Consider the following 20,631-nt stretch of genomic DNA (forward strand, 5'->3'; position numbering starts at 1 on the left):
CATTAATGATGTGCACTTTCGGGCGGGCCGAGATAGCTGGGTTTGAGCGTGCCCCGGTTAATCACCAGTTTCTCCACAACCACTGCCGGATCGACCATCCAGATTTTCAAGACGTGTGCGCCGGGCTTCATTAGCTTATGCTGCGAAGGCACTATCCGAATGTTGTTGGCCACTGACTGTTCCCAAACGCGGTTGGTTTCTTTGGCGTGAATATTGATCACCTGCGGCACTTCATCGTCGAACGAGACGGCAAAACGAAGGCCTTTGTTGTCGTTGAAATTGAGCGACGGCGTCAGGTACGTTTGCACCTGCACGGTGCCGCTATCGGTGAGGTACACGGCGTACTCGAGGTGCGGCGACGTACCTGAGGGTCTCTCGACGCTGGGGGCCGTCACCGGCATCACCGTCAGGCCCGACGCGGTACGGCCAATATCCGGAATGAGCAACCATTTCACCGAGGCCGTTTCAACCTTCCGGCTGGCGTGTTCGGCATCGATGGATACGTACCCATTGCTTTCGATGAAACCTGTTATCCCGTCTGACTTTGCCGGGTTATGAACGACCGCCTGCACCACCACCTGCTTTCCGCCGGGGCCGCTGATGGTGATTGGGGTCCGTTGCGTGCCCGTGGGAACCTGCTTCCAGTCGACGCTGACGAGCAGGCGGGTTTCTTTTTCGACCGTGCCGGTTGGGGCCGAAATTTTCAGCCAGGGTGCAGCGGTGGCTTTATAGGTGAACGGAGCCTGCCCCCGGTTAAACACATCGATGTAATACGTTGGCTGGTTGTACCGATCAAACGTGGGTAGCACAGCTTCTCCCGACTCACCTGGCCACCAGGCTGCCGACCCTTCAATGGCTACGCCCATATCGGCGGCGGCAGGTACGTCGAGCGTTTTTACGGCGGGCATTTTATTCTTTTCGGGCTGTTGCCAATAGGTATAGCCAATGTGGGTTTGGTCCATCATGTGGCTCCACTTGCCTCCAGCCAGTGTATCGTTGTAGAAGCGGGTAATCTGCGCGTCTTTCTCAAAGAGTTGCGTTACTCGTTCGGCGCGGTCGTTGGTGGCGGCGCGGCCCTGTTTGGCGTACCACTGATTTTGCCCCGTCGCTACATATAGGTCGTTTACCGTAGCACAGGCTTTCACCGGATGCAGCACCAACTGGAAGTACGCGTCCTGATAAGCGGCGGGTAACTCCTTGCCAATCCGTTCGGCCTCGGCCAGCAACTTGTTGTAGTCGGCCACTACGGTTTCGGCTTCGCGGTAGTTGGTCAGGCTGTAGGTGTCAGGAGAGAGCAGTTCGGGTTTGCGGCGGGCGTTGTACTTCGTGTATTTCGCCAGCATGTCGGCAATGGCGGCTGCGTGTTTTGGGCCAAACTGCTTCTCGGCCCAAAGGCGGGTGTATTCATCAAGCTTTGCGGCTGGCCATTTGTTGGGGTTCCAGGCGTAGTCGAGGAAGAATTCGATGGGAAATTCCATCGGCTTAATGTCGCCCACGTTCACAATCCAGATGCGGTCGACGCCGTGCTCGTAGGCCAGGTGCATCTGCTCCCAGGTATGCGCAATTGGATTCGTATTCAGCCATTTGTAGTTACGCGGACCTCCCACATAATCGTAGTGGTAATAAATGCCGTAGCCACCAGCGCGTTTGGGTGACCCGATGGCTGGTAGTTTGCGAATGTTGCCCCAGTTGTCGTCGCACAGCAACAACGTTACGTCGTCGGGCACGCGCATGCCTTTGTCGTAATAGTCCTGCACTTCCTTGTATAGCGCCCAGAGTTGCGGTGTTTGGGAAGCGTCTTTCCCCGTTACGTCCTGAATAATTTTTCGCTGATCGGTCACGATGGTTTCGAGGAGCGTAGTGGCGGTTTCGCGGCTCATCGGTTCGTCGCCATCGCCGCGCATGCCTACGCTCAGAATGCTTTCGTTGCTACCCATCCGCTGCACGCTGCTTCGCCAGAAGGCCCGGAGCGTAGAATCGTTGGTTTTGTAATTCCACGGCCCTTTTCCGTACCGCCGCCACTCATCGTGCGCCCGCATCAGTGGTTCATGGTGCGAGGTGCCAATCACAACGCCGTATTCATCGGCCAGTTTGGGGTTCATCGGATCGTCGTCGTAGAAGGCGCTGCCCCACATAGCGGGCCAGAGATAGTTGCCTTTCATACGTAGAATCAACTCGAAGACGTGCTCGTAGAACTTGTGGTTGAAGCCGCCGAATTTAGCCTTCGACCAGCCCGACAAGGCGGGGGCTTCATCATTGATAAAAATGCCCCGGTATTTTACGGCCGGTGTTCCCTGCGTGTGACGACCGGGCAGCACGTAAAGCGCCGACTGCGGCTGCACAGGTACGTCGCCCCACCAGTTCCAGGGTGATACGCCAATTTGCGCCGACAGGTCATACACTCCGTAGATGGTACCGCGCTTGTCGCTCCCCACAATCACCAGCGCCCGGTCGACACCCGGAAATGGCTTCTCGATGGTCTGTGTGACAAACGTTTCCCACTTGCCCGTTAGGTCAGCGACGTCGAGTTTTTTCGCCTTTACCAGTTGGTCAATCAGCGGGCTTTTGCCTAACGTACCTATCAGTACCAGTTCCTTACCCGCCGAGGTTGTTTCGCTGAGTAATGCCGCCTCCACATTCGTCACTTTCTTCAGATCGGACTGAAAATTCTGTACAGCCCGTGTCACGCCCGGAAAATCAGCTTTGCTGGAAACAAGGGCAACCGCTTTTCCGTTGGCCACGAGCGCAAAACGCCCCTTGCCTTTCTGCCCCGACACGTAGGCAGTGGGGTCGATGGCAAAAGCGGGCCATAATCCGGCTGCCATTGATACAATCAGCAGTAGAGCGATTTTCGAAAACGTAGCTAATTTCATTCCGTTAAAATGACTGTCTCGTGATGGGTAGGAGAACCTTTCAACAAGTATGAGTACTAAGGGATTAACTCCTGTAATTCTACCCTTTTTCAACCGATTGCAAAGCGATGTCGAAATCAAGCAGGTAACCTGATTACAGCAAAAAAACAGCACCCCTTCCAGACGGTAGGGGGCTGTCTAGTACTTACCTATGAATAAATAAAACGGACTTTTACTGGCTCTAAAACTGAGTTGAGGACTTCGTAATAGAGTACTTGTTCAAATGAATAATCGGGTAGATCATACCCTACTTAATACCCTCGGTTTTGCGGGAACCGGGGGCCAGTTGTGGTCAGGTCAATTTGTGACTGCGGAATAGGCCGTAACACATGAAAATCCTGAAAACCGGGTGTCGGGTTGTACCGTGCCAGTCGACTGCCCAGCGTTTGCGTACGTACCAGATCATACCAGCGCGTGTATTCGCCGTATAACTCGCGGGTACGTTCGTCGAGCAAAAAGTCGATGGTAGCCTGTGCGGGTGTGATGGTCAGGGCGGTTGCGGCGGCAGCATTCTGTGCGGCCGTATTGGCTGTTCTATAGGCCGCCCGTTGCCGAACCGCATTGATCATAGCGGCAGCCTCGGTTGGTTTGCCATCTTTGATGTATGCTTCAGCTGCCAGCAGGTACGTATCGGCCAACCGGTACAGAATGATGGGCCGATATGATGATTCATTCACCGTCAGGCGGTTCACGGCTGTGTACTTGGTCATGGTTGGGTGCAGATCGGCCGTGTATTGCGAAGGTGCAATGATCACGCCTTTGAACGCTCTGCGCTGTGCCTCGGTCACTTCGATACCCGGCATCCAGATGGCCGTATCCCGACCTGCAACCAGTGATCCACGCGATGTTGATACAGGCGTTGTGCGGTTGAAAATCCAGGCCGACTGGAAGGTTTTAAAGTAACGCGAATCGGTAGTACGGTCGCCAAACGCGGTATTGAGCGTGTAGTTGGTAGGCCGGAACCGGCGGAACGGGCGACCATTCAGCGCATCGCGATCCATCACGGCTACCGTGGTATTGGGCGCGCCCGGGATACCTGCATTTACGTTCAGAGCATTGGTATACAGCGACACCCAGAAGAAGTTAGCCCGGTTTTCTTTGTTCCCGTTGGCGATCAGCGCCGAGTTGTTGAACTGGCTTTCGGCAAAACTGGGGTCTGTGTTTCGGTCAATCACGAAGATCGATTCTTTGCCGTATTCGTTGCCTTCGCGGAATACATCCGAGAAGTTCTGCTCCAGATCGAGGCCATACGTGCCCCGGTTGTCGATCAGCGATTTAGCCGTGGCAGCCGCCTGCTGAAAATCAGTGGCTTGGGCCGCCGATGACCAGCCACGAGTCAGGTATACTTTCGCCAGCAAATGCAATGCAGCCGGCTTGGTGGCCCGCCCTTTCGACTGGTTCGACTGGTTAGGTAACTCCTGCGATGCCTCGGTCAGGTCTTTGATCATGGCCGCGTACACATCGGCAATCGGTGCCCGCGACGCCGATGTGGTAGGTACGTCGATGAAGCTCAGGCTCAGGGGAACATCACCAAAATTCTTGACCAGCAGGAAGTAATAAAAGGCCCGCAGAAACTTGGCCTCGCCCAACAACGTGGTGCGCCGGGCCGGATCGATATTAGCCGAGGGGCCAAAACGCAACACCCCGTTCAGGTTGTTGATGGCCTGATAACTGTTGTTCCAAATCGACCCAACCGATCCTTCAGAGGGCAAAATGTTGGTGTACTCGAAGTAGGTCCGGTTCCCGTCACTAGCGCCCAGAATAGACTCGTCGGTGCCGGCGTTGGCGGTATAGGTAAACCCTTCCGAACCCCAGAAGAAACGGGCAATCGAGTACGAAGCGGTGATACCACCTTCCAGACCGCCAGCTGTGGCGAAGAATTCAGGCCCTAATTCCGAACGGAACTCCTGATCGAGCACATTCTGGCAACCCGTCGACAGCATGGTCGTTAACACCAGACTCAGGCCACCTATTTTCAGTAATTTATGTATTTTCATGGTTGTTGACGTAGTCAGATAAGGTCATTAAAACTTGAGGTTAACCCCAATCATCAACTGACGGGTTGCGGGGGTGGTAAGCCCAACCGTAATGGCCCGGTTGTTTACACCCGAACCGGCCGATGCTCCCTGCGTAGGCACGGCACCACCAGTACCGGTACCTTCAGGATCGATACCCAGGCCGTTGCTCACAAAAGGTGAGTAGAGCAGGAAGGGGTTGCGCGAGGTGACGTATACGCGGGCCGAGCCAAAGCCTGCTTTTTTCAGCAAACCAGCTGGTACCGTATAGCCCAGATTAATACTCTGCATCCGAATAAACGAGCCATCATGGTATCCTAGCGTCGACGAGTAGTTAATACGGTCGCCGGGGGCAGGTTGAGGGAACGCATTGGTTGGGTTGGTAGGCGTCCAGTAATCGAACTTGGGTTGATTTACCCGGCCATTGTTCAGGAATGCATAGCCTGTGCCTGTTCCGTCTGATTGGAAATAAGTGGCCACCAGTGTGTTGCCCATCCGCGCGTTCATGGTCGCGGTCAGATCCCAGTTTTTGTAGCTGAACCGGTTAGTCATACCACCAATCCATTTGGGTTGGAACGAGCCGATTACTGTGCGGTCAGCATCTGTAATCCGGTTGTCACCGTTCAGGTCTTCGAGTTTAATCTGGCCGGGAACCGCGCTGAACAGCGCCGCACGGTCGGCTTCGTCGGTTTGCCAGATGCCAATTTTCTTGTAATCGTAGATCACGTTGATCGGTTGTCCCACAAACCAGCCGTTGCCGATGTCCTGCGTCTTGGTCGGTTCTTCCAGTTCCAGAATCTTCTCGCGGTTGATGGCGATGTTAAAATCGGTTGACCACCGGAAACCGCTCGGTGAATTGACGTTGACGCTGCTAATGGTGAATTCAAGGCCTTTCCCCTGCGTCTTGGCGGCGTTTGTCCAATAGCTGTTTGCTCCGTTGCTTAGTGGCAGGTTTTTCTGCACCAGCAGCCGGTCGGTTGTTTGCTGATACAGGTCGAGCGAACCCGTGATGCGGTTATTCAGCAAGCCAAAATCAACCCCCACGTTCACGTTACTGGTCGATTCCCATTGCAGGTTCGAGTTGCCCAGCGAGCCAACGAAGTAGCCCAGTACGTTGTTCTGGCCAAAGTTGTAGCGGTTAGTGGCCAGACTACCCCGCGTGGCACCCGCCGGAATACCCTGATTACCCGTGATGCCGTAACCAGCCCGCAGTTTCAGGTTCGACACCACCTTGCTGTTCTTCATGAACTCCTCGTTGCTGATGTTCCAGCCCACGGCAAAAGCCGGGTAGTTGAGCCAGGTTCCCTGCGGAAACACCGACGAGCCATCGCGACGGAATGTAGCCGTGAACAGGTATTTGTCAGACAGCACGTAGTTTACCCGGGCCATGATAGACACCAGACCGCTACGGTTAAAGCTGTTATTACCACCCGCAGGCACCACCGGCGTGCCGGTGGCGAGGTTCAGGTTGTAGTATTGAACGTAATCGGCGGGTAGTCCCGTGGCCTCGACCCGGTTAGTAAAGCCCCGGTCTTGCTGTACGCCGTACAAACCCGTAAACGTGAGGTGATGACGCTCGGCAAATACCTTGTCGTAGGTGATGATGTTATCGATGGTGTACCGATACGATTCGCCGTTCTGCACGGCCGCGCTGTTTTGCGTGGGCAGGGTAGAGCCGGGGTTGATAATGGTATTTGGCCCGATGTATTGACCAAAATTCTCCTGACGGAAATCGAGACCTACGTTCAGGCGATATTTCAACCCGTCGATGATCTGCGCTTCGCCATACAGGCTGTTGAACGTGGTGATACGGCGGCGACGCTGCACAATGGCGTTTTCGTCTTCCAGCGTAATTGGGTTCATCGACGACAATTCATCGATGGTACCGCGAAGCGGACGCAGGTTGGGCGAACCGTCTGGCAACGTGGGTGACGTTAACGGACTCAGACGCAGCGTATTGTAGATAGGGTTGATACCTTCGCCCCGCGTGTAGTTCAGGTTGCTCAGGTTGGTCAGGCCCACTTTGAACCGTTCTCCGATCTTGGTGTCGATTGATGTACGCAGCGAAAAACGCTCGAACGACTGACCCGTAATAACGCCTGTTTCTTTGAAGTAACCGCCCGACACACCATACTGCGTATTCTCGGTACCGCCCGACACGCTCAGTTCATTGCTGGTTACAAAGCCTTTTTTGAAAAGCAGATCCTGCCAGTTGGTCGACGTTCCGGCGGCAATACCGGCCAGTTCATCGGGCGAGTAACCCGCACTGTACTGGGCCAAATCGCGCACAGCCTTGAATTCTTCACCATTCAGCAGGTTGTACTGACCCAGAATCGTATTCTGACCGGCATACGCATTGTAACTGATTACGGGTTTACCAACACGACCTCTTTTGGTGGTGATAATCAAGACCCCATTCGATCCCCGCGAACCATAAATAGCGGTTGCCGAGGCATCTTTCAGGATATCGAGTGTAGCTATGTCATCAGTATTCAGGTCATTGAGGCTACCCCCATAAGGCACCCCGTCTACCACAATCAGGGCATCATTAGAGCCGCTTAATGAGCGGTTACCGCGAATTCGCAGTTGGGCACCGGCACCGGGTGCTGTACCGGTACGGGCCAAATCCACCCCGGCAGCGCGACCTGCCAATGCCTGCAACACGTTGGCCGCGGGTACTTCTTTCAGCGCTGCCGCGTCCAGCGAAACAACCGAACCAGTCAGGTCTGAGCGGCGCTGTGTACCGTAGCCCACTACCACCACTTCATTCAGTTGACTGAGTGAGGGTGTTAGTTGCAAGCGTAAATCGCTACTTCCATCGCCCGCTGATACTTCCTGCGTTGTATACCCAACCAACGATATCACCAGTGTACTCGCTGGAGTGGCGGCTAGCGTGAACCGACCATCAGCGTCGACAGACGTACCCCGCTGTGTTCCTTTAATCACGATCGTAGCACCGGGAAGCGGTTGCTGATTCTCATCAACCAATGTGCCACGTACCTGAATGGTCTGGTTCTGGGCTTGTACGCTCAACAGACTGCTGATCAGGAATAGGGTAAACAACCCTTTTACTGCTCCCCAACGGATGCCAGTTATAACCTGATGGGGGATTTTTTGAATTAGAAACGTTCTCATCATAAACGGAGTGTTACTGCGTAAAAGGTAATTTGAAGATGAAATAGTACTCTATACCGCGCCTGTCTAAAGGCGAAGTGCAAAGTTTTTATGAAAAAATTAAATTAACAACCGATTGCATAAATTTTAACCTTGCTTGTTTCATTAAATTATTGATCAACACTCTCTTAGCGATAAAGCACTAGTAAAACTCCCACATCAATTGTTTTTTATTAGCTCATTTATGTACTATTTATCTACTTTTGTCAAAAAGAGTCATATCTGGTGGTGAAATATGGCTTTAGTCGAGAGGCTAATTGTGCAATGGATTGCGTAAATTCAGAACAAGCCACGCAGAATCGCAGGATTTTGTAATTTGTAGAAAACGAAGAGTTCAGTAGTTGAAAAATGGAGAAAGAGGTTACCATCTACGATATCGCGAAACGATTGAATTATTCACCGGCAACAGTTAGCCGGGCGCTGAATGATCACCCGGCCATTAAGATTCTTACCAAGGAAATCATCACCTCGATGGCGCGCGAGATGGGATATCGCTCCAACACATTTGCCAGTAACCTCCGCCGTCAGCGCACCAATACCATTGGGGTAATTGTGCCGAGATTGAACAGTAATTTTATGTCCTGCGTGTTGGCAGGTATGGAGAAGGTGGCTAATGAAGCAGGTTATAACCTGATTATCAGTCAGTCGCTGGAATCGATGACAAAAGAAAAAGCCAACGCGCAAACCATGTTCAATAGCCGGGTGGATGGGCTACTCGTATCGGTAGCCTACGATACCGAAGATATTTCACACTTTAATTCCTTTATTAATAAGGGTATACCGCTCCTGTTTTTCGACCGGGTGATTGCCAACGATCAGTCGACGAGTATTGTCATCGACAACCAGAAAGCGGGCTATGAAGCAACGGCTCATTTGCTGAAACAGGGATGTAAGCGGGTGATGCACGTTACGGGCAACCTGAAACGCAATGTATATGCCGACCGTCTGCTAGGCTACAAATTGGCACTGGCTGAACAGGGTATTCCGTTCAAGGAGCAATTCGTGCTGGTCACTGACCTGAGTCAGGAAGCCGGTTTCGATGCGGCTAAGCAGATTTGCGCTATGTCGCCCCGTCCCGACGGCCTGTTCGTTACCAACGATTTATGTGCAGTCAGTTGCTTAAGTGCGCTTAAAAAAGCAGGGCTCTCTGTACCGCAGGACATTGCCGTTGTTGGCTTCAATAATGATCCCGTTGCCCAGGTCATTGAGCCTAATTTGACTACAATTCACTATCCGGGTCGCGAAATGGGGGAAATTGCAGCCAAAAGCCTGATTAATCACCTGAACGGATTGATGGATATACAGTCCACTAATACGATTGTATTACGGTCTGAACTGATTATTCGTGGTTCGTCGAAAAGACAAGCTGAGTAGGCATATGTTGGTCAATTTTGGCAAGGGCACGTAGCCTATGAGAAGTTATACACAGCAAAAATGCAACCGATTTCAATTTATATATAAGCATATATAACTATATTACTCGTTGAGAGAGGTAATCCGTGGGCGGAGCTTCCTGATTTAGCTACTCATTCTTTCATTTTTTACGGTTTCAGACGCTTTGATATGGGTATAGGGTTTACCCTAAATTTTGAGGCAATTGGGTTTTCACTATTCCAAAAGCGTTACGTTAAGTCCTAATTTTGCTAAACAAAGTTCAATTTGTATTTCTCTTGATGAGGCAAAACAGATCTTGCTCTGTGTCACCAACTTTATACGTATCATTTCGTTAGCAAGCTACTTTTCGTATCTCTTCCAGGCGTACAACTAGCGCGAAGTACTCCCTCTTTATTCCAAAAACACTCAACCTAGATGATACGAGTCTTAATCGCAGATGATCACAATGTCTTCGTCGAAGGTATTGAATCGCTCATATCCGGTTCTTCTGAGATTACGGTTACGCAGCGTTGCTACACGGTTGCCTCTGTGGTGGAGTCGCTGAAGCGAACGGCCATCGACGTTGTGCTACTCGACATTTCTTTCCCACTGATCGATGATGGCCTCAGCCTCTGTGAACAGATCACTAAAACGTATCCAGAAACCAAAGTGATTGCCCTCACCATGCACGATGATGCCAGCCTGATCAAGCGTATGGTCAAGAAAGGCGCTAAAGGGTACTTGCTGAAAAACACAACTAAAAGTGAGTTGCTTCAGGCTATTCGGACGGTGCACAGTGAAAAGCAATATTTCAATGAGTCGATCATGCATATTCTGCTGAACGACGAGCCACGTACCCGCAAATCAATGGTCGGGGTAGGGCTTAAACCAAATCTGACCCCGCGTGAATCAGAAGTGCTCACCCTGATTTCGCACGGATTGACTACGCAACAAATGGCGAATCAGCTTTTCGTCAGCGCCAAAGCGGTTGAATTTCATCGAAGTAGCTTACTCATGAAATTCGGCGTTCCCAACACGGCCCTTCTGATCAAAACCGCTATGGAAATGCAGTGCATCGATTAAAGGAAATGTCATTACGCTTCGCTGTCATTAGGTGGTCATTTGTTGTCATTCATTGTATCTGCGATTAATGACAACAAATGACCACCTAATGACGCCAAAGGCAAATGACCACCTAATGACAGCGAAGCGCAATGACCACTTAATGACAACAAATTATAGATGAAAATTTTCGCGCTCTTCCTGCTAATTATTGGATGTAGCGGTTTGTTCCAACAAGCCAGCGCGAAAGCAGATAGCCTTACCGTCACCATTGACCGCATTAAGAAAGAAGTAAAGCAATTGCAGGCCGAAAAAAAATACCAAGAAGTTGCCAGGGCATATGATGAACTGGGCCGACTTTACCATGTACAATACGGCTACAATAAACATACGATGGATGCCTATTTCAATAGCATGAAATATTATAATCTCATCGGGGATTCATTGGGCTATTACAACGTACACATCAGTATTGGCAACTACTACACGCAGGATTTTTTCATGCAGACGTATGCCGAGCAATACCTGAGCCGGGCAAAACTGTTTTTCGAGCGAATAAATGATAAAACAAAAGTGATTGAGTGCCGGATTGCGTTAGCCAATATTGAAGAAAAAATAGAGCCGGTGTCTAAAACGCTGGTTACCGAGCTAAGAACTACTGAGCAAATGTGCATTCAGTACAAACAGCCTTTTTTTCAAACATATGCTTTGAATTTATTGGCCGATACGTACCTGCGCCTGAAACAGCCCGACTCGGCACATTACTTCGCCAGTCGGAGTCTGGTTATGGCTAAGCAGTTGAAAGTCAATTGGCTTATATCGCTTAACTACTTTTATCTGGGCATTGTTGAACAGTTCAACAACCAACACGCCAAGGCAATCGATTACTACAATAAGAGTTACGCTATTGCCGAAGCAGAGAAAAATATATCTACGCTTCGTGAATTATCCAAGCATACGGCCGATAGCTACTCTTACCTGAAAGATTACAAGAATGCGTATAAGGCATCATTGAAAACGCTCGATTACACAAATCAGTTTTATTATTCCCAACAAACGAAGAGTATACGATTACAGGAATTGGATGGTCAGATTAAAACCCTGGCTGTAGAGAAAGAATTGGCAGAAGAACAAAGTCAGCACCAACGTATTATTAATTCTGCCCTGATTGCTATTTTACTCATTAGTATTTTGGGTGTAACAACGCTTATATTTCTTCGTCGTCAACAAAAACTGATTGCGCACCAACAGTCGGTTATTGCGCAACAGCAGATTCGACAACTGGAATTAAAATCACTACAATCTATGATTGAAGGGCAGGAAGGTGAACGCAGCCGAATTGCCCGCGATTTGCACGATGGACTGGGTATTCAACTTTCCCGCATTAAACTATTTGTTGAAGCTCACCAGGAGTTATTGCCCAATTCGGTTAAAGAACCGCTTAACCAGTTTTTGGATGAAGCCTGCACGGAAACTCGACTTATTTCTAACAATTTACGTCCCTATGCGCTCTCCACGTTTGGTCTGATTCCGGCCCTCGAAGATTTGATTCAGAAGCTAAACCTGGTCAATGAAACGAAACTGATACTGGAGCACTACGGCGTTATTCCCGATTTGGCCGATGAAGCGTCGGTGATGCTGTACCGGGTAGTGCAGGAACTGCTTAATAATGCCCTGAAACATGCTCACGCGCACACGATCACCATTCAGATCATGGCCAACGATGAGTCGTTGCTGGTGAGCGTGGATGATGACGGGCAGGGCGGCGATTTTCCGGACAGCCCCTCCAAGGGTAACGGTATTGCCAATATAAAGTCTCGGATCGCTTACCTGGGTGGGCAAGTCATGTGGCAGAGTGCTGCCGGAAAAGGCACCTCGGTCATGATTTCCCTGCCAATGCCCAAAACCCGGTCTACTCCGTTGCCCGTCATGGCCTAACGTACCTGCGCTCCTTTGCGGTCAGGCCTGATCAATCCTTATCATTCTGTATTTGCTCAATCCCTTATTATAACAATCAATTCTATTTCTTATGATTAAACATGTGCTTTCAGGGGTCGTACTGTTGAGTAGTTGGCTACCCGTCAACGCTCAGGAGCGAACGACCGCAAGACCAGTGTTCGACAAAAAGTCGGTTGCGCTGGCAACAACCAAGGGCGCTAAACGTGACATTGGTAGTCTGTCAGACACAAAAGGTCTGATCAAAGGGACGGTTTCTGACGAAAAAGGAAATGGACTTCCCGGGGCAACGGTATCGGTAAAAGGTACGCAGTTGGGTACAACAACCGATGCCAACGGTAGCTTTTCCATCAATATGCCGGAAGGCAGCAAAACACTGGTTATTTCCTTTATTGGTATGACCACGCAGGAGGTAGAGGTAGGTAGCCGGACCACACTGAACATTACCCTGCAAAATACCGGTCAGTCGCTCGATGAAGTGGTGGTTATCGGCTATGGTACGCAAAAACGGTCAGACGTTACGTCGTCTATCACTACGGTGAAAGCGGCGGACCTGAAAGATATTCCGGCGGCGGGTATCGATCAGCTTCTTCAGGGTAAAGCGGCCGGGGTCACGGTAACCAGCAACGGCGGTCAACCAGGCGGTGGCGTATCGGTAAAGGTGCGCGGTGTTACCTCGATCAACAGTAACGACCCCTTGTTTGTGATCGACGGCGTTCCGTTCGTTGGTGGAAACACGTCATCGAGTACGGGCTATTCTGGCCTGGGCGGTGGCGATGGCCAAACGGGTAACTCGGTGATGGCGATGCTGAACCCGAACGATATTGAGTCGATCGATGTGTTGAAAGATGCCTCAGCGCAGGCGATCTACGGGTCGCAGGCGGCCAACGGCGTTATTCTGGTTACGACCAAGAAAGGGAAACAGGGCGAGGGTAAGATCAGCTACGAAATGTATACTGGTGTATCTGAAGTGGCCCGTCGGCTCGATCTGATGGATCTGCGTTCATTTGCCCGCTATCAGAACGAGGTGCTGCCCATCATTGGTAACCCCGTTGCCGACGAGTTCAAAAACCCCGATCTGCTCGGTACGGGTACCGATTGGCAGGAAGCCATGTTCCAGCAGGGAAAAATTAACAACCATCAGTTGAGCTTCTCAGGTGGTCAGAATAAAACAACGTACTACCTGTCGCTCAATTACTTCGATAACAAGGGTATTCTGCTAGGGTCCGATTTTAAACGGTATTCAACGCGGTTTAGTGTTGATACTCAACTGAAAAGCTGGGCCAAGGTGGGTGTGAGTGCCAACGTATCGCGCAGCATTCAGAACGTATCGCTCGCCGATGCGGCCGAAGGAACGATCTGGTGGGGCGCGTCGACAAGCCCGCTGACACCGGTGAAAAACATTGACGGCACCTGGGGTGGCGGCGAAACGGTTGGTGGTGTGCAGTATTACGGCTCTAACCTGGTTGGTAACAGCCAATTCCGGGGAAATACCAAAACAACCAACAATATTTTTGGTAGCCTCTACGCTGAATTTCAGCTTGCCAAGGGTTTATCACTGCGCAACGAACTGTCGTACTCATTGGGTCAGGACAATAACATTGCCTATCAGAAAGCCGGTAACGTAGGAACCACATCGTTCCGCAGCAAACTGATCGACAGCCGGTCTGACAGCTACTACTGGTCATTGACGAACTACCTGAACTACAACCTGTATAAAGGCAAGCATGGCGTGCAGGCAACGGTAGGTCATCAGGCGCAGAACTCGTACTATCAGGGCATATCAGGCACAAAAGTTGATCTACAGGCCAACATTTTTGACCTCAGCACGGGTAGTGCCGACCAGACAACCTGGGGTTTGAACGGCGGTAAAGGACAGTGGGCTATGGAATCGTATTTCGCCCGGGCCAACTACACTTTCGATGATAAGTATTCGCTGTCGGCCAGTATCCGTACCGATGGCTCGTCGAACTTTGGCCCGAACAACCGGTGGGGTGTATTCCCCGGTGTATCGGCTGGCTGGACCGTTTCCAACGAGCAGTTCATGAAAGGCTCGGTATCCAACGTGCTGAGCTATACCAAACTGCGTGTGGGCTACGGTATCGTGGGTAACCAGAACTTCCCCGGCGGTGCCCCAAACCCAGCCTACGTAGGTGCGGTAACGTTCTTCTCGGGGCCGGTTGGTTTCGGCTCGTCGAACATGATCAATGGTATTCCGAACCCGAACCTGAAGTGGGAATCGGTGAAAACGGCCAACGTGGGTGTTGACCTGGGCTTCCTCGGCGGCCGCATCGACGCAACGATCGACGTGTACAAGAAAGTAACGTCAGACATGATCATCTTCCTGACCGGCCCGAACCTGATCGGTGTAGGCGACCAGTGGGACGACTTGAAAGCGCCATTAGGCAACGCGGGTCAGATGACCAACACGGGTGTAGATATCGGTGTAACCACGACCAACATCAAGAAAGGTAACTTTAGCTGGAAGACCAACGTGGTGTTTACGCAGTTTAACAACACGTACGACAAAGCCGCCAGTGCCGCCTCGGCCCTTGATGGTAAAGTGTATTACAACAACTACCTGATCACGCACACAACGCCGGGCCGGCCGGTAGGTTCGTTCTGGGGTCTGGTAACTGATGGTCTGTATCGCACACAAGCTAACCTCGACGCCAGCCTGCCGCAGTTTGGCTACAAAGTGAACCAGACAGAAACGTGGTTAGGTGATATTCGCTTCAAGGATATCAACGGCGACAAGAAGATCGACGCATCGGATTACACGTATATTGGTAGCCCCCTGCCTAAGTTCACCTGGGGCTTCACCAACAGCTTCAACTACGGTGATTTCGATATGTCGGTGTTCTTGCAGGGAAGCCAGGGTGCCAAAGCCTATAACTTCCTGCGCTGGCAGTTGGAGGGCCTGAACAACGCCTACACCAACCAGATGAACACGGTAAACGACCGGTATTCGGCTACCAATGTCGATGGTGCGCTTCCTCGTTTCACGAACACGAACAAGAACAACACGGCTATGTCGGATCGCTATGTGGAGGACGCCTCATACATGCGCATTCAAAACATCTCGATTGGCTACCGGTTGCCGAAAGCTTTGTTGAGCCGGGTTAAAATCTCGAATCTGCGCTTCTACGGTACCGTTCAAAACCTGAAAACCTTCACGAAGTACTCAGGCTATGATCCGGAGATTGGCTCGTTCAACAACAGCATCAAGCTGACGAACGTTGATGTGGGTCACTATCCGAACCCACGTACATTCACCATCGGCGCGAACATTCAATTCTAATCAACGTCATTACGCTGCGCTGTCATTGAGTGGTCATTAGTTGTCATTAATCGTAAATGGCATTCAATAACAACCAATGACCACTTAATGACAGCGCAGCGTAATGACAACAAATGACGTTAACATAATGAAACGCAAACTCATATATGCAGCTATGCTGGCTCCGGCTTTGTTCCTGGCCAGTTGCAAAGAAGATTTCATTGAGCGGCCGTCGTTGTCGGGTACTACCACTGGTAACTACTACAACAACGCCGAAGAAGTACGGGCCGCTACCAGTACCCTGTATAGCGGACTACCCTGGCGGAACTACGAAAGCCGGGCGCAAGATGCTATTGGCGACGTGATGGCCGGTAATATGTTTACCTACACCGACGTCGAATTCCTGAACTTCTCGATCTCGTCGGCCTCTGAGCGGATTGGTGCGTCGTGGGGTGCCTTCTACAAGATCATCGGCTACGCCAACGTGATGATCAAAACGTTTGAAGAAAAGAAAGCCGCCGGTGGTGGAGCCGCTTATCTGGACCCCGCCATTGCCGAAGCACACTACATCCGGGGTATGCTGTATTTCTTCATTGCCCGCACCTGGGGTGCCGCGCCGATCATTACCGATCCGGGTGCAACGGCTTTGTCGGGTAACTTCAACATTCCGCGCTACCTTCAGAAAGACGTACTTCGGTTTGCGCTGGAAGAATTGCAGATGGCTGAAAAAGGCTTGCCCGAATCGGACGTACCTGGCCGCCTGACCAAATATGTAGCCAAGGGCATGATGGCGAAACTGTATTTGTATAATAAAGACTACGCCAACGCCAAAGCAAAGGCCGAAGAGGTAATCAATTCGGGCAAATACATGCTGGTGAGCGATTATCAGGGCATGTTCACCAAAGCGAGCATGAACAACAACCCGGAGTCGCTTTTCTCGATTCAGCATCAGTTTGCGGCTGATCCCTGGGGAACGGGCAACATCAAAAATCCAGATCGGGGCGCGGGTGCCCTGCGCACTGCCGAGGCCGATGCCTGGGAGATGTATGTGCCCTCGGTCGATATGCTGAAAGAGTATGAGTTTGGTGATTTGCGCCGCAAATGGTCGGTCATGGAACACGGCTGGACAAACCCAAGCTGGAAACCGCAACGCGCCAATGCTCCCGCTTACAACGCGTTTATGGCTAACGGCTTCAAATATGACACATTACAGCCGGCCAACGACGGTGGTAGCCAGGCCCCAACCCGCTCTAATATTGTGAAGTATTTCGCCGGACCCGGTAAAGGGTTTGGTGGTGAGCCGGTAATGGGTCAGAACTCAGGTAACAACGTGGTACTGCTGCGTTATGCCGACATTTTGCTGATCTACGCCGAGGCTATTCTGGCTGGTCAGGCGTCGACATCGGATGCCAAAGCGCTGGATGCGCTGAACAAAGTTCGGAGTCGGGCCGGTCTGCCTGCCAGGTCGGTGATTACCAACAAAGATATTCTGCACGAACGCCGGGTTGAGTTTGCGTTTGAAGGTGAATACTGGTACGATCTTCAGCGTCAGGGTTACGCCGCTGCCAAAGCGATCATCGACAAGCAGGATCGGGGTACAACGGCATATTCAAACTTCATTACCAACTTCTCTGAAGACAAGATGTACCTGCCCATTCCGGCTGGTGAGATTGTTCAGGACCCCGAGTTAGGTAAAGATCCAGTTCCGTATTATAAATAAGTGCTGCGCGTCATTAAGTGGTCATTTGTTGTCATTAATCGTCATTAGTAGTTATTCATCAAAAGCTATTAATGACAACAAATGACTACTAATGACTACCAATGACATTTAAACATCAAACACATGAAAGTCAACACAGCATATAGTCTGGCAAGTCTGTCATTACTGACCCTGGCAACCGGGATAGTGATCAGTTCTTGCCAAAAAGATACCGACGGTAGCCCTCAAATTGGGCCGGGCAACCCCGTGGCAACCAAGATTATGCCCGATTCGGCAGCAGGTGGCACACTCGTCACCCTCACCGGAACTGGTCTGGGCGACATTCGCACCATTATGTTCGAGAAGCAGAACGTACCTGCCGGTTTCCAGTCGACGCTGAACTCCGATGGCGCTATTCTGTTCCGGGTACCTACCGAAGCGGCGGGTGGCAAGCAGAACATCATGCTCACTAACAGTGCCGGGCAAACGCTTACTGTGCCCTTCAAGGTACTGGCGTTCCCGACCGTGACGGCGATCTCAATGCTCGATTTCACCAAGGGTAGCCGAGTAACGATCACCGGTAATAACCTCGATGATGTGACCTCTGTAGCCGTTGCCGATTCGCTGAAAGGTATTTCTGACGCCGCCACCATCGTGTCGAAGTCGAAGAAGGAATTGGTGCTCACCATGCCTGCTTCGTCGCTGAACCGGGCTACCCTGGCCATCACCAACAGCACCGGTCGCATCAGAACCAAGGAGGAGTTTGTGAACATTGACAAAGCTACGCCAGTCGTTCTCGATGCATATGCCACCGGCTATCAGGACAACTCGTGGGGCGATGCCGGTACTATTTCGACCAAAGAGGCCGTGTTTGGTACTGCTTCGGCTACCAAGACGTTCCAGAAAGGCAACTGGCACCTGATGTGTTTTGCCAACTGGGGCGGCGTAAAATACGATGCATCCTACACGTACCTGACAGGCTGGATCAAAGGCGCGTCTGCCGACTATGCGCTATTTGTTACGACCGACGCCAGCAAAGCCGGTTTCGGAAACTACGTGGATGCCAATCAGATAAACGTGAAAGCTGGTGTCTGGAACTACTTCAAAATCAAAATCTCGGACATGGATTTCTGGGCACCCGGAAAAACCATGCAACAGCTTGGTTTCCGCATCAAAGGCCCGGATAAGCAGGACGAAACGTTCTACTTCGACAACATCATGCTGGTGAAGTAACGGCTTTAGGTACGTTGCCACTGGCGACCTGACTATGAGCCCAAAGAGCACCGGAGCAATTCGGTGCTCTTTTTTTTGAACGCTGCTTTGGCATTGATTGCTCCAGGCCCGCACGTGAAGCCTGGAGCAATCAATGCCTAAAAAACGTACCGAGTACGCTCTTTCCATCAACCAACGCCTCTGAAAAACCTTTTATGAAGTATACTTTATCCAATACACATCAGCGGGTACAGGCTGACAGCCGGATCACCCTACTTCTTCTCCTCTTACTGTTGCCCATCGCCACTTTCGCGGCCGACCCTATCCGGGTTGAGGCTGAAACCGGCGTGCTGACCGGGGTTACCGTTGCCACGACTACAGCGGGTTACTCAGGCGCTGGGTACGTTACCGGCCTCGACGCCGAGACCGACAAGATCACGATGACCATTACGGCGAAGGCGGGGTTATACGATCTGGTCATTGGCTACTCGTCGCCCTTTGGAGATAAAGGCATCGATTTTCAGGTCAATGACGAGAAGAGCAGCGGTACGCTTGCGGGTACGTCGGCGGGTTTCCGGGTGGCCAACCTGGGTAAGTTTATGCTGAAAGAGGGTCAGAATACGATTGCCATTTTCAGAGGTTGGGGCTATTTCGATGTTGATTACCTGTTGCTTACGCCCGCTACGGCCGTAATTCCCACAAAACCACCCAAAACGCTGGTCGACGCGCAGGCAACGGCTTCAACGAAAGGGTTGTTTTCGTACATCGTGGATCAATACGGCAGCAAAGTGATCTCGGCGCAGCAAGACGATATAGAGTACATTCTGGAAAAAACCGGCAAAGAACCCGCCATTGGTGCCTTCGATTTGATCGACTATTCACCAACCCGCGTCCAAAACAACGCCCGGCCCATCCGAACCAGTGAAGCCATCATCGATTGGGCGAAGAAAGGGGAGGGCCGGGGCATCGTCAGCTTGATGTGGCACTGGAACGCGCCCACCGACCTGATCAACCTGGCTCCCGACAAACTATGGTGGCGCGGCTTCTACACCGATGCCACCACCTTTGATCTGGCGGCGGCCCTCGCCGACAAGAACGGCAGCCGCTATAAACTCCTGCTCAGCGACATTGACGCTATTGCCGTTCAGCTTAAAAAATTCCAGGCGGCCGACGTACCTGTACTCTGGCGCCCCCTGCACGAAGCGCCCGGCGGTTGGTTCTGGTGGGGAGCCAAAGGGGCAGGTCCCTTTAAAGAATTATGGGCGCTGACTTACGACCGGCTGACCAATTTCCACAACCTGCACAACCTGATCTGGGTCTATACCGCCACCGATACGTTCAACGCCGACTGGTATCCCGGCGATCAGTATGTCGACGTGGTAGGTCTGGATATTTATGCTGATGCCAGTTCGAACATGAGCGGCAGTTGGGGTAGTGCTCTCACCGCACTGAACGGTAAAAAACTGGTGACGCTATCGGAAACCGGCAATTTGCCCAACGCCGATAAAATTCGCGGTTTTGGCACCTGGTGGTCGTGGTTCGCTGTATGGACGGGCAATGATTACATCAAAAAGCAGCCCATCGATCAACTCCGAAGCGTATTTCTGGATAACGACGTCATTACCCGCGACGAATTGCCCGACTGGCGCGCAGGCGTAGCCGTAATCACCGCCACTGAGCCGCCGTTTCAACTCGTTGTTCTAGGTAATCCGGTGCAGGGCGATTTGCTTAACCTTGACATTACCGGTGCCCAGTCAATGCCGCTCACCCTTCGATTAACTGACGTGCAGGGCCGTCAATTACACAAACAAACCGTGACTCCCACCTCAGCGCCCTCTCGGTATCAACTCCCTTTGACCGGACAGCCCGGCGTCTATCTTCTACAAGTCAGTAGCCGGGTCGGTGTAAAGACTTTCAGACTTTTGACGTATTGATTTTGGTTACACC

The 20,631-nt window shown here is 51.5% G+C and carries 10 protein-coding genes; 7 read left to right on the plus strand and 3 right to left on the minus strand.

What is annotated here, in order from left to right:
- Positions 1-2: 2 nt before the first annotated feature.
- The 3 genes from ACAW87_RS00200 to ACAW87_RS00210 all read right to left on the minus strand — a co-directional run bounded on the left by ACAW87_RS00200 (position 3) and on the right by ACAW87_RS00210 (position 8,065).
- On the minus strand, positions 3-2,873 hold the full coding sequence (locus tag ACAW87_RS00200) for a glycosyl hydrolase 115 family protein (protein WP_370721127.1): 2,871 nt from the start codon (positions 2,871-2,873) through the stop codon (positions 3-5).
- Between the two features lie 290 nt (positions 2,874-3,163).
- Complete coding sequence (locus ACAW87_RS00205) at positions 3,164-4,909, minus strand: RagB/SusD family nutrient uptake outer membrane protein (protein ID WP_370721128.1); 1,746 nt, start codon at positions 4,907-4,909, stop codon at positions 3,164-3,166.
- A gap of 27 nt (positions 4,910-4,936) precedes the next feature.
- Positions 4,937-8,065: a SusC/RagA family TonB-linked outer membrane protein gene (locus ACAW87_RS00210; protein ID WP_370721129.1), complete on the minus strand. Its 3,129-nt coding sequence runs from the start codon at positions 8,063-8,065 to the stop codon at positions 4,937-4,939.
- A gap of 384 nt (positions 8,066-8,449) precedes the next feature.
- On the opposite strand from ACAW87_RS00210, the gene ACAW87_RS00215 reads away from it, so the two are divergent.
- The 7 genes from ACAW87_RS00215 (at position 8,450) to ACAW87_RS00245 (ending at position 20,618) form a co-directional block, all read left to right on the plus strand.
- Complete coding sequence (locus ACAW87_RS00215) at positions 8,450-9,475, plus strand: LacI family DNA-binding transcriptional regulator (RefSeq protein ID WP_370721130.1); 1,026 nt, start codon at positions 8,450-8,452, stop codon at positions 9,473-9,475.
- Positions 9,476-9,910: 435 nt separating this feature from the next.
- Positions 9,911-10,558 carry a response regulator gene (locus ACAW87_RS00220; RefSeq protein ID WP_370721131.1) on the plus strand — a complete coding sequence of 216 codons (648 nt, stop codon included), beginning with the start codon at positions 9,911-9,913 and terminating at the stop codon, positions 10,556-10,558.
- A 159-nt stretch (positions 10,559-10,717) separates the two neighbouring features.
- Complete coding sequence (locus tag ACAW87_RS00225; RefSeq protein ID WP_370721132.1) at positions 10,718-12,475, plus strand: ATP-binding protein; 1,758 nt, start codon at positions 10,718-10,720, stop codon at positions 12,473-12,475.
- Positions 12,476-12,566: 91 nt separating this feature from the next.
- Entirely contained in the window at positions 12,567-15,794 is a 3,228-nt protein-coding gene (locus ACAW87_RS00230; protein ID WP_370721133.1) for a SusC/RagA family TonB-linked outer membrane protein, read from the plus strand.
- 127 nt (positions 15,795-15,921) lie between these two features.
- The gene (locus ACAW87_RS00235; RefSeq protein WP_370721134.1) at positions 15,922-17,493 is read left to right on the plus strand and encodes a RagB/SusD family nutrient uptake outer membrane protein; all 1,572 of its coding nucleotides are present in this window, start codon (positions 15,922-15,924) and stop codon (positions 17,491-17,493) included.
- Positions 17,494-17,616: 123 nt separating this feature from the next.
- A complete protein-coding gene (locus tag ACAW87_RS00240) occupies positions 17,617-18,705 on the plus strand; it encodes an IPT/TIG domain-containing protein (protein ID WP_370721135.1) in 1,089 nt (362 codons plus the stop codon).
- Between the two features lie 194 nt (positions 18,706-18,899).
- Positions 18,900-20,618 carry a glycosyl hydrolase gene (locus tag ACAW87_RS00245; protein ID WP_370721136.1) on the plus strand — a complete coding sequence of 573 codons (1,719 nt, stop codon included), beginning with the start codon at positions 18,900-18,902 and terminating at the stop codon, positions 20,616-20,618.
- Positions 20,619-20,631: the final 13 nt, after the last annotated feature.

This window comes from Fibrella aquatica (genome assembly GCF_041321135.1).
In the GTDB taxonomy this organism is placed as follows: Bacteria; Bacteroidota; Bacteroidia; order Cytophagales; family Spirosomataceae; genus Fibrella; species Fibrella aquatica.

What these genes read in the sequence shown, in the direction of transcription:
- ACAW87_RS00200 (WP_370721127.1), bottom strand. Translation starts at nt 2,873, where the DNA reads ATGAAATTAGCTACGTTTTCGAAAATCGCTCTACTGCTGATTGTATCA.
- ACAW87_RS00205 (WP_370721128.1), bottom strand. Translation starts at nt 4,909, where the DNA reads ATGAAAATACATAAATTACTGAAAATAGGTGGCCTGAGTCTGGTGTTA.
- ACAW87_RS00210 (WP_370721129.1), bottom strand. Translation starts at nt 8,065, where the DNA reads ATGATGAGAACGTTTCTAATTCAAAAAATCCCCCATCAGGTTATAACT.
- ACAW87_RS00215 (WP_370721130.1), top strand. Translation starts at nt 8,450, where the DNA reads ATGGAGAAAGAGGTTACCATCTACGATATCGCGAAACGATTGAATTAT.
- ACAW87_RS00220 (WP_370721131.1), top strand. Translation starts at nt 9,911, where the DNA reads ATGATACGAGTCTTAATCGCAGATGATCACAATGTCTTCGTCGAAGGT.
- ACAW87_RS00225 (WP_370721132.1), top strand. Translation starts at nt 10,718, where the DNA reads ATGAAAATTTTCGCGCTCTTCCTGCTAATTATTGGATGTAGCGGTTTG.
- ACAW87_RS00230 (WP_370721133.1), top strand. Translation starts at nt 12,567, where the DNA reads ATGATTAAACATGTGCTTTCAGGGGTCGTACTGTTGAGTAGTTGGCTA.
- ACAW87_RS00235 (WP_370721134.1), top strand. Translation starts at nt 15,922, where the DNA reads ATGAAACGCAAACTCATATATGCAGCTATGCTGGCTCCGGCTTTGTTC.
- ACAW87_RS00240 (WP_370721135.1), top strand. Translation starts at nt 17,617, where the DNA reads ATGAAAGTCAACACAGCATATAGTCTGGCAAGTCTGTCATTACTGACC.
- ACAW87_RS00245 (WP_370721136.1), top strand. Translation starts at nt 18,900, where the DNA reads ATGAAGTATACTTTATCCAATACACATCAGCGGGTACAGGCTGACAGC.